Annotated in this window: 14 protein-coding genes and 2 tRNA genes; 7 read left to right on the top strand and 9 right to left on the bottom strand. The window is 44.1% G+C overall.

Annotation, left to right across the window (positions count from 1 at the left end; all coding sequences use genetic code 11):
• Positions 1 to 49: 49 nt before the first annotated feature.
• Positions 50 to 430: a cystatin domain-containing protein gene (locus R7035_RS14915; protein ID WP_017633640.1), complete on the bottom strand. Its 381-nt coding sequence runs from the start codon at positions 428 to 430 to the stop codon at positions 50 to 52.
• A 307-nt stretch (positions 431 to 737) separates the two neighbouring features.
• On the opposite strand from R7035_RS14915, the gene R7035_RS14910 reads away from it, so the two are divergent.
• Complete coding sequence (locus tag R7035_RS14910; RefSeq protein ID WP_005375974.1) at positions 738 to 1,271, top strand: lipocalin family protein; 534 nt, start codon at positions 738 to 740, stop codon at positions 1,269 to 1,271.
• Positions 1,272 to 1,478: 207 nt separating this feature from the next.
• Here the strand turns inward: R7035_RS14910 and R7035_RS14905 are convergent, their stop codons facing one another.
• The 5 genes from R7035_RS14905 to R7035_RS14885 all read right to left on the bottom strand — a co-directional run bounded on the left by R7035_RS14905 (position 1,479) and on the right by R7035_RS14885 (position 6,270).
• On the bottom strand, positions 1,479 to 2,474 hold the full coding sequence (locus R7035_RS14905; protein WP_047101032.1) for a succinylglutamate desuccinylase/aspartoacylase family protein: 996 nt from the start codon (positions 2,472 to 2,474) through the stop codon (positions 1,479 to 1,481).
• Between the two features lie 110 nt (positions 2,475 to 2,584).
• Positions 2,585 to 4,117, bottom strand: coding sequence for a putative basic amino acid antiporter YfcC (gene yfcC / locus R7035_RS14900; RefSeq protein WP_005387492.1), 1,533 nt, complete (start codon positions 4,115 to 4,117; stop codon positions 2,585 to 2,587).
• 211 nt (positions 4,118 to 4,328) lie between these two features.
• Positions 4,329 to 4,649: a c-type cytochrome gene (locus tag R7035_RS14895; protein ID WP_005375977.1), complete on the bottom strand. Its 321-nt coding sequence runs from the start codon at positions 4,647 to 4,649 to the stop codon at positions 4,329 to 4,331.
• Between the two features lie 78 nt (positions 4,650 to 4,727).
• The gene (gene ltaE, locus R7035_RS14890; RefSeq protein WP_005375978.1) at positions 4,728 to 5,732 is read right to left on the bottom strand and encodes a low-specificity L-threonine aldolase; all 1,005 of its coding nucleotides are present in this window, start codon (positions 5,730 to 5,732) and stop codon (positions 4,728 to 4,730) included.
• A 22-nt stretch (positions 5,733 to 5,754) separates the two neighbouring features.
• A complete protein-coding gene (locus tag R7035_RS14885; RefSeq protein WP_186585271.1) occupies positions 5,755 to 6,270 on the bottom strand; it encodes an NUDIX hydrolase in 516 nt (171 codons plus the stop codon).
• A 269-nt stretch (positions 6,271 to 6,539) separates the two neighbouring features.
• Between R7035_RS14885 and R7035_RS14880 the strand changes: the two genes are divergently transcribed.
• The 6 genes from R7035_RS14880 to dld all read left to right on the top strand — a co-directional run bounded on the left by R7035_RS14880 (position 6,540) and on the right by dld (position 13,287).
• Positions 6,540 to 8,201, top strand: coding sequence for an ATPase RavA domain-containing protein (locus tag R7035_RS14880; RefSeq protein WP_053303672.1), 1,662 nt, complete (start codon positions 6,540 to 6,542; stop codon positions 8,199 to 8,201).
• Positions 8,202 to 8,210: 9 nt separating this feature from the next.
• Entirely contained in the window at positions 8,211 to 9,665 is a 1,455-nt protein-coding gene (gene viaA, locus R7035_RS14875) for an ATPase RavA stimulator ViaA (RefSeq protein WP_206952898.1), read from the top strand.
• Between the two features lie 204 nt (positions 9,666 to 9,869).
• Positions 9,870 to 9,943: transfer RNA gene (locus R7035_RS14870), tRNA-Cys, on the top strand.
• 37 nt (positions 9,944 to 9,980) lie between these two features.
• A tRNA-Gly gene (locus R7035_RS14865) sits at positions 9,981 to 10,056 on the top strand.
• Positions 10,057 to 10,295: 239 nt separating this feature from the next.
• Positions 10,296 to 11,198 carry a LysR family transcriptional regulator gene (locus tag R7035_RS14860; RefSeq protein WP_017633645.1) on the top strand — a complete coding sequence of 301 codons (903 nt, stop codon included), beginning with the start codon at positions 10,296 to 10,298 and terminating at the stop codon, positions 11,196 to 11,198.
• A 382-nt stretch (positions 11,199 to 11,580) separates the two neighbouring features.
• Positions 11,581 to 13,287 carry a D-lactate dehydrogenase gene (dld, locus tag R7035_RS14855; protein WP_053303669.1) on the top strand — a complete coding sequence of 569 codons (1,707 nt, stop codon included), beginning with the start codon at positions 11,581 to 11,583 and terminating at the stop codon, positions 13,285 to 13,287.
• A gap of 140 nt (positions 13,288 to 13,427) precedes the next feature.
• Here the strand turns inward: dld and R7035_RS14850 are convergent, their stop codons facing one another.
• The 3 genes from R7035_RS14850 to alr all read right to left on the bottom strand — a co-directional run bounded on the left by R7035_RS14850 (position 13,428) and on the right by alr (position 16,005).
• On the bottom strand, positions 13,428 to 13,736 hold the full coding sequence (locus tag R7035_RS14850) for an AzlD family protein (RefSeq protein WP_017820198.1): 309 nt from the start codon (positions 13,734 to 13,736) through the stop codon (positions 13,428 to 13,430).
• Entirely contained in the window at positions 13,733 to 14,464 is a 732-nt protein-coding gene (locus tag R7035_RS14845; protein ID WP_054865294.1) for an AzlC family ABC transporter permease, read from the bottom strand. Before R7035_RS14845 ends, R7035_RS14850 begins: the two co-directional genes overlap by 4 nt.
• A 311-nt stretch (positions 14,465 to 14,775) precedes the next feature.
• Positions 14,776 to 16,005 carry an alanine racemase gene (gene alr, locus R7035_RS14840; protein WP_158155191.1) on the bottom strand — a complete coding sequence of 410 codons (1,230 nt, stop codon included), beginning with the start codon at positions 16,003 to 16,005 and terminating at the stop codon, positions 14,776 to 14,778.
• Between the last annotated feature and the right edge of the window lie 13 nt (positions 16,006 to 16,018).

The raw sequence follows: 16,018 nt of genomic DNA, 5'->3' as shown, positions 1-16,018 counted from the left end.
TACTGTTAGATCAAAAAGCCCCCAATGTTGGGGCTTTCTGACTAAGTCGCTACTGTTCGCAAAAGTGGCCTTCTTTTGGCGATTGGGTAATCGCATATTCGCCATCGAGGTTGCGATAAACAATCGTGTTCCAAACAGAGCCATCATCCAATTCAAACTCAATAGCATAGTTGACGCCGCTAACGATTTGCGCGTGAACATTCAGTATTTGTTTAAACGACGCTATTGTGTCCATTTTCTTTAAAACAAAGGCCATTGCCTTTTGTGCATCAGGGGTCGCGTTAAACTCATTCCACCCACCTGGCATGTTTCCTTGTGCATTACATACATCTGCCGAGGTCGTTAATTGTGTCGTTGCGCTCGGCTTTTCCTGCTGACAACCTGCAAGTAACACCAAAAGTGCACAAACTGACACTGTTTTTAATTTCATAACAATAACCTCTGTCTATAACGCAACGTATTATAGGAGGGTGATATGCCTACGAATGTCTATGTTGTGCAAAGTTTCTATATGCATAGGGTTAAATGCTGACAAAATGTACAAGCATGGTCAGCTTGTAAGTCAAAAATAGAGCAATCTTGTTATCGATTTGCTGAGATGACGAGGTTTCGGTGTTCAGCGCGCTATTGATGATGAAGAATTGTGATGTGTACCTATTAGGGCGATGGTGCGGCTTAGTGATCGATTTGTTATCTTCTAGAGTAAAATCAATCACTAATTAAAATTTAGGTGTTGTATGAAATCGATAAAAATATTTTTACTTTTGTCACTTGCAACTTTATTTGGTTGTACCTCGAAGCCGGATGGGGTGGAACCCGTCAATAATTTCGATTTAGAGCCATATCTAGGTAAGTGGTACGAAATTGCACGCCTAGACCATTCATTTGAGCGAGGCTTATCCAACGTTACCGCTGAGTATCAGGTTCGCGAGGATGGTGGGGTTAAGGTGATAAACCGTGGATATTCCGAAGAAGAGCGACAGTGGTCAGAAGCTGAAGGCAAAGCTTATTTTGTTGAAGATAAAACGGTTGGACACTTAAAGGTTTCCTTTTTTGGGCCAATATACTCTTCTTACATTGTTTTTGAGCTAGGTGAAAACTATAACTATGCGTTTGTTTCCGGTTACAACCACGACTATTTGTGGCTATTGTCTAGAACGCCTAACGTTGATGAGAAAGTAGTGGAGCGCTTTAAGTACGTAGCTAAAGAGAAAGGTTTCGCTATAGACGAGCTCATTTTTGTTGAACAAGAGAAACAAAGACAGCTTTAAGTTCATCAGCGTGGCTGAAAAAGCGGACAGAGGGGAAGCTTCCTAATTAAGAGCTCAGTTTGTCATTTCGCTTAACAGTAATTTGTTACTGCGTAACTTAATGTGGTCAAAATGGATATAGCCCCATCATTTGTGATTACTCGTGATGGGGCTTATATAAATTTGAGTGAGCGTCGAAAGGTTGATCTATCAACAAACGGTTATGGTTTACTTAATCAAACGAACGATCAGGGAGCCTGGTGCTCGAATAGATTCAACATTGTGGCTAAGTACTGTGCCGCTTGTTGGGGCGGTGTAGCGTTTAATCTCAGCGCCAAAGCTGTCGTATTGAATCGCAAGAAGTTGACCTTGCTCGACAAAATCCATCAAACTAACATGAGGCAGTACAAAGCCGCCGTGTGTCGCTTTCACACTGATGATTTCGTTTCCTTCCAAGCATGACGTAATAGTGTCCACATCACCTTCAGCAATGTTATGCTCTTTCAGCACATTAAAAATGCCTGTTACAGTTCGACTGATGAGCTCTTGCTCGGTGTATCGCCCCATACCTACTTCAACTGTAATGCTTGGGACACCGTGGTTATTCCAAACCGTTTCAAGGACGCCAGCATCTCCAGGATCATTTAAAATCGCATCAGGATTAATGAGACGAGCCATTTCTAATGATTGCTCGATTCGGAAATCTGCAAACACGTAAAGCGGATAGGCCGCACCACTGGTTTGAGTGTGAAGGTCAATGGCTAAATCAGCATTTGGTTTGAGCAAATCATTCCACAATGCATATAAGTAGCGTTGGGCTTCATTGCCGTTTTGGTCACCAGGAAAAAAGCGGTTTAAGTTTGCAGGAGACGCATCAGGGTCTGCGGAATAGAAATCACGGCTGTGGTTTAGCATACCTGGCATGTTAACGGTTGGAACAATAGTGACAGTACCAGCGACTTCAGTGCCGATGAGCTCTCGAGCAGTTTGCTGCGCTGCTAACACACCATTGTACTCATCACCATGAACCCCTGCGGTAATCATGATTTTCTTGCCAGGTTTTTCACCTTTGAACACTAGCACAGGTAGGTGTTGCCACTGAGAGAGAGCATTCGTTGCGATGCGAAACCAAAACTTATGCTCGCCCGAATTTAGGTCTGCTACATTGAGAGATTGAATCACTTGATGACCTTGAATCACGTCATCGAGAAATTGTGTTGCCATTAAAGTTACCACTCCAAAACCATGAGCTAATCTAAAACCTTAGCGTCGTCATACCATGAATATTAATAAGGCGAGAACATGTCTCGCCTTAATTACCAATTGGCTTCGTTTTACGCAAAACCCATAATATGAGCTGCGATAACGACGATACTTGATAGGGTAAAGAGTAATAGAATAAATCGCCAGCAGAATTTTGCCCAGTCACCCCAGTCGATACGGCAGACACCAAGCGTTGCCATGAGAGATGCCGAAGTAGGGACGATAACGTTAGTAAAGCCATCGCCAAGTTGGAATGACAAAACTGCCACTTGGCGCGTAACTCCTGCAATGTCTGCCAGAGGGGCCAGTAGAGGCATCGTTAGTGCCGCTTGTCCGGATCCTGAAGTGACGAAGAAGTTGAAGATAGATTGGAATACATACATTAACCATGCCGCAGCCACGTCAGGAAGCCCGCTAATCACGCCGCCAGCACTGTTTAGAATTGAATTCAGTACACTCGCTTCATCAGTTGTACCACCACCAAGTATAAGCAATACACCTTTCGCACAACCCACTAATAGGGCAGGTGCAAGCATAATAGCTGCACCTTCTTTAAATGCATCAGCTGCGCAGTTTAGCGTCATACCGTTCAGGCGGAAAATCGTACCGATGATCGCGACAACAAAGCCCATAGTGAAAAATTGAGAAGCGATTTCTGGGATGTACCATGCGTTAGCGACTACGCCCCAAACGACCCACACCGTGGTCGCAATAACCGTAAGGATAACGAGTGTGTCACCTAGGTTCCAACGAGAATCTTGATTGCCAAGCTCTTGCTGACGGAAATACTGGTCTGTGCGGTGGCTGTAAGAAAGTTTAGGATTTGACTTCACACGAGCGGCGTAGATCATTGTGAAAGCGATACCGATTAACGTAAAGCCAGCCCATAACCCCATGCGCACTGTCATGCCAGATAAAACAGGTACACCCGCAATGCCTTGCGCAATAGCGACGGAGAAAGGGTTCATCCAAGAAGTAGCAAAGCCAATTTGAGTCGCAACATAGGTAACCATTACCGTAGTGATACCATCATAACCAAGGCGAACCATAAGCGGCGCGATAATAATCGCAAATGCTACGGCTTCTTCACCCATACCAAATACCGCACCGCCTAGCGAGAACAGCAAAAATAGCACTGGAATGAATAGCGCTTCGTTACCTTTGGTCTTATCGATAAGGCGCAGGATACCGTTATCGATTGTGCCTGTGCGCATTACAACGCCGAAAGCACCGCCGATAACCAACATGAACATAATCACGCCGATTGCGCTGCCCCATTTAGAGCCAGAAACTAGCCCTTCGAAAGGGAAGTTCATCAGACCAATGCCACCACCAGAAGCAAACAGGCCAACCTTGTTGTAAACCAATTCACCGTTTTCGTCGGTTGCATAAGAGAAAGAAGAAGGATCGATAACTGTGCGAGTTTTTTCTGCACCGTCGACCATGTAGGTCACCTGTTGGCTATCAAAATGACCAGCAGGAATTAAGTAGGTAAGAATCGCAGCAAGAATACCAACAATGAAGATCAAAATGAGGGTATCTGGCATCTGCCACGACTTAGGGGTAGCAACCGAGTCTGCTGGTTGCGCATGTGTGTGAGACATAACTTACTTCACGTCAAATTCAATAAAGCATGAAATATCGATAAAATAGAATAAAAAGTCAATATTAATGCTTATGTTGAACTATAAATTCTTCAAATATTTGAAGTGAAGTTAATTTGATTGTTTTGTGGTCAAATGTTGGGTTAATGTTTCAATATGCGTTGAGTTTGGATGATTCACGAGCTTTCATAGTCATCTACAGGTGATCTAATTACTTGATTTCTGTCTGTTCTGCATAAAAAGCAGCGACATCACGAAGGTCTTCATCATTTAACATTTTTAACTGTGCTGCCATCATTTCTGCAAGCGGCCCTTTACGCTCACCGGCTTGATAAGATTTCATTGCATTGTAAAGGTACTGAGAATTTTGACCAGCAAGGCTTGGATAGGTGTTGTTCGTTGCGATGCCTTTAACACCGTGACAATAGACACAGCTAGGTGATTTGATTTTACCTTTATCAGCATCACCAAACGGCTCGGCATGGATAGCGGAAGAGAAAATAAAAGAGATTAGAAGTACAAACCTGAGCATGGAGGTTATCTATTCGCTAAAAATCATGGCGATACAATAAAGCTTCCCCTTAGGGGAAGCTCAATGATCAAAATCAAATTAAAGTAGAGATTTTATACTTGATAAGAAAGTGTCGATGTCTTTCGCTGAAATATCTTTATGAGTTACAAAACGAATTGGATTTCCAGGGGTTATCGTGATGTTTTGTTCCTTTAGTTTCGCAGCGATACTTACTATGTCCACTTGAGGATCAAGCTTCGCGAACACGATGTTCGTTTGAACAAATTCAGGGTTGACTGAAAAACCAGGCAGTTCTGCTAAACCTTCCGCTAAGGTTTTTGCGTTGATGTGGTCTTGTTTTAGCTGTTCCACTTGTTCGGTAAGGGCAAGTTTGCCTGCTGCGGCAAGAATACCCGCTTGACGCATACCACCGCCGACCATCTTTCTTAAGCGACGTGCTTTTGCGATGTAGTCTTTGCTACCAAGTAGTAGCGAGCCAACAGGGGCAGCCAGACCTTTCGACAGACAGATCGTCATTGAATCAAAGTACTGACCGATCTCTTTTACCGGAACATCAAGTGCAACGGCTGCGTTAAAAACGCGAGCGCCATCTAGATGCATCTGCAAGTTATGTTTATTCACGAAGTCACGTGCTTCTGCTAAGTAAGACAGAGGTAGTACTTTACCATTAATTGTGTTTTCTAAGCTGAGAAGCTTAGTGCGAGCAAAGTGACAATCATCTGGTTTAATCGCAGCAGCCAGTTTATCAAATGGTAGCGTGCCATCTGGGTTATTTTCGACTGGTTGAGGTTGAATTGATCCCAAAACCGCCGCGCCACCAGCTTCGTATTTGTAGTTATGTGCTTGTTGCCCACATAGATATTCATCTCCCCGCTCGCAATGCGCCATTAAACCGAGCAGATTGGCTTGAGTGCCTGAAGTGGTAAACAAAGCTGCTTCGAAACCAGCAAGCTGCGCAGCAAATTTTTCAAGCTCATTGACCGTAGGGTCATCACCATAAACATCATCCCCAACGGGGGCCTTAAACATGGCTTCTCGCATGGCTTGGGTGGGCTGTGTAACGGTATCTGATCGAAAATCCATGAATGTCTCCTTGGTCAAAGTCCTAAATATATCCGCAAAGGCGCGCTTTGCTTAAGCAAGCGATCGTTTTGGCATCGGTGATCGTGCCATCGACTATCTTTTCTTCGAGTTGCTTGATTGACAAGGTGACGACCTCAATCACTTCGTCTTCATCGCACTCGTAACGGTTTGTTTTGTTGAGCTTTTCGGCAACAAATAGATACTGTATCTCATCACAAAATCCGGCAAGAGGGGTGACTTGGCCGAGAGACGTGAATTTCTCTGCACTAAACCCAGTTTCTTCCTCTAACTCTCTTTTGGCGCAGCAGAGCGGCTCTTCGTTGCCTTCCCTGGTACCAGCAGGAAGTTCCAATAGCCATTTATTAAGTGAAGGCCGAAATTGGTGGACAAGGACAACCTCACCCTCCGCTGTAATAGGGAGAATCACTGCAGCGCCCGGATGATGGATTGTAGTGTGCGTAATTGCCTGTCCTGTAGGAAGCATAACGTCTTCTTCAATCAGAGAAATTTGCTTCCATTTATGAATTATCTTGCTCATGCAGTTATGAACCCTAGCTGTTACCGCATTTTTGACGTTTTTCGACATTAACCACAAATGGTGGGAAACAAAAGCAAAAAATACTGCAACACGACGAAAGCGTTTGCACTTTAAGTGAGCAATGTCTCATAAATGGAAACTTTGATTGCTTCGTCAAGAAGGGGAAAAGCATCTGCTATAAGGGGAATTCGACAAAATACATTTGTAACAAAGTTATAACAAGTGTATAAAAATGTTAACGCAATACCACTTCAGCAGCCGGAGAACGTATGACACAAACCTTATTTGCCTCAAATGCCGAAAAAGCGCTTCTCTCAGAACGCATCAATAAATTGGCGAAAGCGTTAACGGATGGCGTTTATGAGCGTGAACATACGATCAAGCTCTGCCTTCTTGCTGCACTTGCTGGTGAAAGTGTTTTTCTTTTAGGTCCGCCTGGTATTGCAAAAAGCTTAATTGCCAAACGACTCATCCAAGCGTTCGATAACAGCAGTTACTTCGAATACCTGATGACGCGCTTCTCAACCCCTGAAGAGGTGTTTGGGCCACTGAGTATCCAAGAGCTAAAAGACAACGGCCGTTATGTTCGCTTAACTAAAGGGTATTTGCCAACTGCACAAGTCGTATTTTTGGATGAAATCTGGAAGGCGGGCCCTGCAATTCTTAATACATTGCTGACAGTGGTTAATGAGAAAACATTCAAAAATGGCAGCGATATCGAGCGTGTGCCAATGCGCTTGTTGGTATCGGCTTCCAATGAATTACCCGATGAAGATAGTGGATTGGATGCGCTCTACGACCGCATGTTGGTGCGTGTGTTTGTGAATCGAATTCAGAATAAACAAAACTTTAAGTCGATGTTGACTGTGGGCACATCGCAAGAGGCACAAGTACCAGAAGGCCTAGCGATAACTGATGAAGAATATCATCAATGGCAACAACAGCTCGACAAATTGACGTTAACCGACAATGCATTCGAAAAGCTTTTCCAGCTTAAAACGATGTTAGAAAGCAAAGTTGAAGCTCAGTTTGGTGATGTGGCCAATACCGATATGTATGTCTCTGACCGCCGCTGGAAGAAAGCCGTGAAGTTGTTAAAAGCGAGCGCGTTTTTTAATGGTCGCGATGAAATAAATCCGCTTGACCTTTTACTGCTGCAAGATTGTTTATGGAACAGTCCTGAATCGCGAGATGTGGTACGTGAAGTGGTTCAAGAGTTCGCCTTAAAACATGCATTTGATCAACAAGACGCGGAGCAGGAAATCGAGTACTGCCGTGAGTCTTTGGTTGATGTCCAACATGAACTAGAAGATGCCTACCGCATGACGTTAACGTCTGAAGCGGCCACGGGTATTTTGCGTAAAGAAACCATGCGCTTTGATACCTCTAAAGCCAAGATGTACAAAGTTGGCGCAGCCGTTAACTTAGTTAAATTGGTTGTCTTGCAAAGCAACATGTCGGTTTCAGAATCAGAAAAAGGTGATAGCCGCTGGGTTTATGTACCCAAAGATGAGTTAGATCGAGTCATTAAAGAGGGAAGCGGTGATGTGTATGGTTACGTCAATCAAAACACCAACATGTGCCGTTTACGATTTGATGTTGACGCGGCGAATAACCTAGTTATCCGTGATATCGCGAACCGAGGCATTTTGGTTAGCCTAGTGACTCAAGAGGGCTTGGATGTAGAGCTTTACCAAAAGTGGTTAACGCAGAGCGAAAAAGCCGTAAATCAGCTTAGTGAGGCAGAACACCATATGCGCAAGGTGAAAGCGAACTTTCATGATGCGCTTCCGCATAGCTTTGTTGATCCTGAACTACCCCGCCTTATGGAGTCGAGTCTGCAACAGGTCAGTCAGAGACTTGAATCAATCCAAGCAGAAAGTGAAAAAGTTATCCAACGCTTTAAAAACTTACATCAGTTTTTCTCATAAGGAGACGACATGCTAGGTGCAGACGGACTTAACCTCGCGCTGATGGTGGCCGACTCCGGCATCATCGATAGCGCAGTTAATGATTTGATGGCTCGTTCACAAGTCATGATGATGGCAGAAAACCGAGGTGTTAAATCTTCGGTCAAAGGTCACTTGTTAAAGTGGCGAGGCAGCGTCAAAAAACGGATCACCAAGGTATGTGAGACAGAGCGTTTCCAACAAGAGCTGTCTTTATATCAAGAGGTTATTCATTGGGATGAAGAGGCGTTTTTTGAAAACATCGAAGATGTGATTAAAAAGCTGGAATGGCACTCTGCGTTTTACATGCAAGCTCGCCGAATGATGGAAAAGAACAAAGGGATGAATAACCCTATGTTCCCTCATTACTTTTGTGATCAATGGTACAAAAGCCTCACCGATGCAATAAAACAAGCGCAAGTAAGCGAGCTTGAAGCCAATAAAGAAAAGGTGCTGAAAGACCTGTATCAACGTATGGAAACCATGCGTAATATGGATAAAGTCACGGAGTCGGGTGATGCTGAAAGTGTAGGGCGCCTGTGGGATATGGCATCTGCCAAGTTGAGTAAAACAGACTTAACGGTGATGAAACGCCATGCTGAGTTTCTGAAGAAGCACCAAGGCTTGCAAGAAATTGCGGAGCAACTCGGTCGTATGGCGGGGCAAGTAAATGATCCTGAACTAAATCGTGCGCCCACTGAAGAACTTCAATTGGTCGAAGAGAAAAGTGATGAGGCGACGGATGATATTGTTGGTATTCACGAAAGCGATGATCTAAATAAGCTACTTCCCAACGAAACGATGTTTTTGGCGTATCCTGAACTTGAAGTTGTGTTCTATAAACACTTAGTTGATAAACGGCTCATGAACTATCGTACACAAGGCAAATCGCGCACGTTACGTAAAGTTAAAGCTCACCGACCTGACCATAAAGCGGTAGATATCGAAAAAGGCCCCTTCATTGTTTGTGTGGACGCGTCCGGTTCCATGAGTGGCTTTCCTGAGCAATGCGCCAAAGCCATGGCTTATGCTCTGATGCAAATCGCACTAGCGGAGCAACGTGATTGCTATGTCATTATTTTTTCTACGGAACACATTACCTACGAACTAACCAAACAAGATGGTCTGCGCGAGGCGGCGGACTTTCTAACTTATAGCTTCCATGGTGGTACAGACTTAGAGCCAACTTTGATTAAATCTATCGACTTGATGAGCGGTGATAAATATAAAAACGCAGACATGGTAGTCATTTCCGACTTTATCGCGCCAAAACAACAAGACGAGTTACTGGCCAAAGTGGATGCGCTCAAAGCGAAGAAAAACCGTTTTCACGCGATTAGCTTATCGAAATACGGAAATCCTGCATTAATGTCGATGTTTGATCACACTTGGTCTTATCACCCTAATGTTGTGGGAAGATTGCTAAAAAGGGTCAGCAACTATTAAACGCTTTAATGTTTCATGGGACAAAACGAACTGAAAGCGAGATTTATATTGCTTCGTTTTAAGCCAATAAGATCGAACTTTGGTCGAATTGACTTAAAAGAAATCAAACGAACAGAAAATGAAATGTTTTTGTTTGACTATCTTCTCTCAATCCGTAAAGTAGCCACCAACGCAACGGGGTAGAGCCCTGAAGCGTAATAAAAAGGCGCCTTGGCAGAGTGGCTATGCAGCGGATTGCAAATCCGTGGACCTCGGTTCGACTCCGGGAGGCGCCTCCATTATTCTTTTGAGAGCGAATGGCTTTCGAGAATAAATGCGACACTAGCTCAGTTGGTAGAGCGCAACCTTGCCAAGGTTGAGGTCACGAGTTCGAACCTCGTGTGTCGCTCCAAATTATTCAGATATGGCCATGGCGGTATCTCGATGCCAAGTGCATCAACTTAAAACCAGCGAAAGCTGGTTTTTTTGTATCTGAAGACTGATAAATTCACACCATCTCTTTTTCATTACCTGTGAGCTTAGCAACCCCATCTCTGTCACGAGTTTCTGATATTAAGTGTGACCCGATGTTTCGCACCTCAGCCAATTTCAGTTTACAATACGGGCTTCCAAAGGATTTGACGAAGACGCATGAGAAATACCGACGATTACATCATTTTTTATCACTTGATCGAGCAAGGTTCATTCAGTGCTGCCGCGAGACATATGTCACTGACCAAATCGGTCGTCAGTAAACGGATTGCCAAGCTTGAACAAGAGCTTGGTGTACAGCTTCTCTACCGAACAACGCGAACGCTAACGTTGACTGAAGCAGGACGAGCGTTTTTTACTCATGCAAAAGCGGTTTATCAAGCGGTGGCAACGGCGGAAGAATCCATTGTGGGTTTAGGTAAAAACTTATCTGGAAACATTAAAATTTCGGTGCCTACTATCTCTGGTGAATTAATTCTTCCTCAAGTGATTAATGAATTTAATCAGAAATACCCAGACATCAATATCGATATGGATCTAGATAATCGTTTCGTCGATATCGTGAATGAACGTTTTGATTTGGCAATTAGAACGGGTGTGTTGCCAGATTCTAGTCTGATTGCAAGAAAGCTGGTGGATGCAAATTGGATCATTTGCGCGTCACCCCAATACCTAGCTAAACATGGCATACCTAAACAACCTCAAGCCTTGGCTAAACACAATTGTTTAGTCTATTCCTACCAAGAAACCGGAGCGCATGAGTGGGCGTTTAAAGATGGAGACGAGGTATATCAAATCACCGTCGACGGTAACCTCTGTACTAACAATTCTTCTGTATTGAGAAATGTGGCGCTGTTAGGGCAGGGAATCATCTATGTGCCGCGTGTATTGGTTTATGAAGACTTAAAGCAAGGCAGTCTGATTCAGTTATTTAAAGACGAAACAGCCAAATGTTTGGGTATTTATGCGGTGTACCCTTACACTCGTCAGCAACCAGAAAAAATTAAGATCTTTATCGATCATCTATACACAAGCTTTCAAAGTCAAAACCATCGATTTTAAGCCAATAACTCAACACCGATCGTTATGTTGGTGTTGAGCTTATGTTTCCATCTTCATTTCTAAGAGTCCTCTTAAATTTAGGAGCTTACGCTTCTCCTCGTTTTCTTCACTAATATTGATAACAAGATACCCCGCACAACTGTTAACAAATGGTTTTGCTATTGTTTCTTTTAAGAAACGGTCTGTTTCTTACGTTAAATTTCTCAAATGTGAAAGATAAGTAACAGAAAAATAAAGAATTATTTTGTTTGTTGTTTATTGATCACGTATTGTTCGTCCGCCTGACATAGACGCAGAGAAATGGACTGCTTATAGTGGCTCAAACGCCATGCCTGCCGCTAAGCGGTGTTGTGAGCGAAGTACAATAACTAGAGATACGGATATGAAACAAAAGCAGCTGATTGAAGAATTTAAAACCATCGTGGGGGAAGAAAATGTTCTAACCGACGAGGTTAAAACGAAATATTACCGCTCGGGGTTTCGTTCGGGTAGTGGTAATGCGCTTGCTATCGTGTTTCCTAACACTCTTCTAGAACAATGGAAGATTATTAAACAGTGTGTTGAAGCAAACTGCATCATTATCATGCAGGCGGCTAAAACAGGTTTAACAGAGGGCTCGGCTCCGAGTGGTAATGATTATGATCGCGATGTGGTTGTGGTCAATATTACCAAAATCAAGAAGATTCACTTATTAGATGGTGGTAAGCAGGCGGTTTGCTTGCCTGGTGCGAGCTTACACTCTTTGGAGAAAGAGTTGAAGGCAGTGAACCGAGCACCGCATTCTATCATCGGCTCTTCATCGCTAGGTGCCACTGTGGTCGGTGGTATCGCCAATAACTCAGGCGGTGCGCTAGTTAAGCGTGGTCCTGCTTATACGGAACTGGCGATCTACGCGCAGGTCGATAAGCAAGGCCAGTTACATTTGGTGAACCACCTTGGTATTGAAGGATTAGGTGAAACGCCAGAAGAAATTCTAACAAACCTGCAAGAAGGGAACTTTGACCCAGCGAAGATCATTCATGATGAGCGAATGGCGTCAGACAAAGAATACGATGAACGTGTTCGAGACGTGACTTCTGACATTCCTTCTCGCTTTAATGCCGATGAACGCCGATTATTTGAAGCCAGTGGCTGCGCTGGTAAGTTGGGAGTTTTTGCCGTTCGGGTTGACAGCTACCCAGTACCCGAAAAAGAGCAGGTTTTTTACCTCGGCACCAATGACCCTGCGAAACTAACCAAGCTGCGAAAAGACTTCTTATCTACGTTTGATAACTTGCCTGAGATGGGAGAATACTTGCATCGAGATATCTTCAACATGGCAGAGAAGTACGGCAAGGATGTGTTCTTATCCATCGACTTGTTAGGCACAGATAAGCTGCCAAAAATGTTCGCACTTAAAGCTAAGGTAGAAAACTTCTTAGAGCGCATCCCGTTTGTCAGTAAATATCTGCCAGACACCATTTTGTACTACGCGAGCAAGTTGTTCCCACAACATTTACCAGAGCGAATGCTGGATTTCCGTGACAAGTATGAGCATCACCTGGTATTGAAAATGAGTGATGGTGGTATTGCTGAAGCACAAAAATACCTCAAAGAAGTTTGGGCTGTTGAAGACGACTGTGATTTCTTCGAGTGTACGCCGGAAGAAGGTAAAAAAGCTTATTTACATCGCTTTGCAGCCGCTGGTGCAGCAATTCGGTACGAGACGATTCATCGAAAAGACGTAGAAGACATCGTTGCACTTGATATCGCATTGCGACGCAATGATGAAGAGTGGCTAGAAACTTTGCCTGAAGAGGTGAGTAAGAACCTTGTTCAAGCGCTCTATTATGGTCACTTTATGTGTTACGTCTTCCATCAAGATTACATTTTCAAAAAAGGGACTGACACGAAGTTGATGAAAAAACTGATGCTAGAGCACCTCAATAGCCGTGGTGCCAAATACCCAGCAGAACATAATGTGGGTCACTTGTATGAAGCCGAAAACTCGTTGCAGAAGTTTTACCACGAATTAGACCCAACCAATACCTTTAACCCTGGTATTGGTAAAATGGACAAATATAAGCGCAATTGTAACTGCTGTGCGTAATGTGCTGTCTCACTATGATTAATAATCGTTGTTCATCGTTCAAATGATGAGCATAAGATAAGCCCTGATGACACTTGTGACATCAGGGCTTTGTGTTTTGGGTCTTTTATTGATGACTGGTATCGGCGTTGAAACAGCGACTAAAGAGCACGTACCGCGGCGGCGGCGATGATGCCTGCTGCAATTGCTGGTAGAGGCTTTTTCACGATGAACATGACAACAGCAGTAGAAAACAGTGCTGCTCTAGCACCATTATCACCCTCTACTGCTAGCGGAGCTAAAAGGGCAACCAGTACGGAGCCTGACATCGCAGTAATGAAACGTTGAACCCGTTCGCTAATTGGAATGAATGACATAACATACACTCCGCCCCAGCGGGTTATGAGCGTGACTAACGCCATAGCGATAATGATAAGCAGTGTGCCACCTAAGGTTGTTTCGATGTTCATGCTTTCTTCTCCTTCCAACAAGCACCCAAGACTCCGCCAGTAATGGCGCCAACCACTACGTGGCTATTCTCTGGCAAATACCAATACGCCAACATAGAAGAGGCTGCTGCTATGGCCCAAATTGCAAAGATTCTTAAGTCTTTCGGCCCAGCCACCACCATAGACAGCAGGAAGCATCCCATAACCATATCGAGCCCTAGGCCCACCGGATCTTTGATTGCGCTACCAAAATAAATGCCGATCCAGGTTCCCACAATCCAAAAAGACCACATCGCTAAGCCGCCACCAACAAGCAAGCCAAAGCCTGGTTCTTTTCTACCAAATGCATTGAGTGCCATTGCCCAGTTAGCGTCTGATGCTACCAGCATTACACCGTAACGTTTTGTTGGTGGGAGTTGTCGTAACCATGGATAAAGTGTGGCTCCCATCAAGAGGTGACGAGCATTAATAGCAAATACAGTAATAAGAACTGGAATGAGAGGGACTTCTGCTCCCCACATTTCTAACGTGGCAAATTGTGAAGCTCCGGCGAAGACCAGTGTGCTCATCAACATAGTGGGAAATACATCTAGTCCAGTCTGTACCGCAGCAACACCGAAAGCGAGGCCAAATATGACCACGAACATAGAGAGGGGTAAAAGTTGGGTGAATCCGTTCCAGACGTCAAGCCGATTAAATTCGTGCAACTCAGCGGAGGAGCGTTGAAGATGTTGAGTATTTTCTGTCATAGAGATACCTAGCTAGCAGGCAAAGGGGCAGTGCCATACGAGTGTGTTTGTTATTCTTTTGTAAACTTCATGTTTAACATCAATTAGAAGGGCTTTCAAACACTAAGTGCTATATAAAATTGAGCCATCCAAGCGGCTTTAAGAAACAGAGTGTAGAGAGTCGCACTTGGTAGTGCTAAAGGAGAGTAAAACAACAGAAATAGTAAGCTCTGTTTAATTGATAGAATCACGAGCTAGTACAAATTAGTAGATAAGAAAGAAAGCGAGCACCAGGCTCGCTTTTTCGCTCTGTTACGAATAACTGAATAGGTTTATTTTACGTAGACACGAGGGTTCGCGCTTCCCCAAACCGTGTATAGTTCAGGGAAGATGACTTCTGCGTGTTTTTCCATCTCAGCAGCTGAAATCGTTTTGCCTTGTTGGGAGCCAAACAAAACAACTTCAGAACCAGGCTCAACATCTTTGATACCTGTAACATCTACCATTGTAGTGTTCATTGAAGCAACGCCCGCAACTTTTGCACGTTGGCCATTGATCAGAACTTCTGCCGCATTCCCCATTTTTCGTGGGTAACCATCAGAGTAACCAACAGGAATGTTCGCCATTAAGCTTTCTTTGCTTGTTGTGTAGCTACTGTCGTAACCGACTGTGCTATTTTTTGGCAGGTGGTGAACGGATGCCACGCGTGTTTTGAAAGACACGATAGAAGGGTACTCAGGGTTAGTCGGTAGGTCTCCGTATAAAACGCCACCAGGGCGAACCATATCAAGCTGCGCCTCAGGAACATTAAGCGCGGTGTAAGAGTTAGCTACGTGCAGTAAAATGTTGTCGCGTTTTAGATTCGCTTCTTTAATCAGCCATGCAGAACTGTCTTTGAATGAAGCTAACTTTTGGCGCACGTCGTCTGCATTGTAGTTAGGGAAATGAGTCATGATACCAACAATACTAACGCCAGCTTGTTGAGCGATTTCTAGCGCTTCTTTCTTGCCCGCTTCTGTCGTCATATCAACACCATTACGCCCCATACCACCGTCGTTCAGAGCAAGGTGAACTTTGATTTCTTTACCAGATTTCTCGGCTAGTTTAGACAGTGCTTTAGCTTGCTCTGCTGTGCCTATCAACTCTTCGACATTTAGGTCGATTGCGGCTTCAATCTCGCCAATATCCGCTGAGCGTACACGCATAAGTTGGCCTTTAAAGCCACTGTCGCGAACAGTTTGTGCTTCGGCGTTACTTGCAACGGCAACGCAAGGAATTTGTTGCTCGATAATAGTCGGCATCAGGCCTGCGATACCATTGCCGTATGCGTCGGCTTTCATCACGGCGCAGATTTTCGTTTTGCCATCCATGTGCGATTTAAACTGCTCAATATTATCACGGAACTGACCTAAGTTTATTTCTAGCCAAGCGTTAGCACCTTGAACTTGCTCTGCTTTTGCTGCTGTATTGCTAATTTGAAGAGGAGCAGCAGTAGCTTGCATTACAGGAACCGCGATTGCAGCAGCGATAGTCAGTGATAGTAAGGTTTTATTTAAGCGCATAAAGTCTCCGTAC

Origin of the sequence: Vibrio sp. 1731 (assembly GCF_033339955.1) — a bacterium.
Classification (GTDB): Bacteria; Pseudomonadota; Gammaproteobacteria; order Enterobacterales; family Vibrionaceae; genus Vibrio; species Vibrio alginolyticus.
This window is presented reverse-complemented; position numbering and strand designations above follow the sequence as displayed.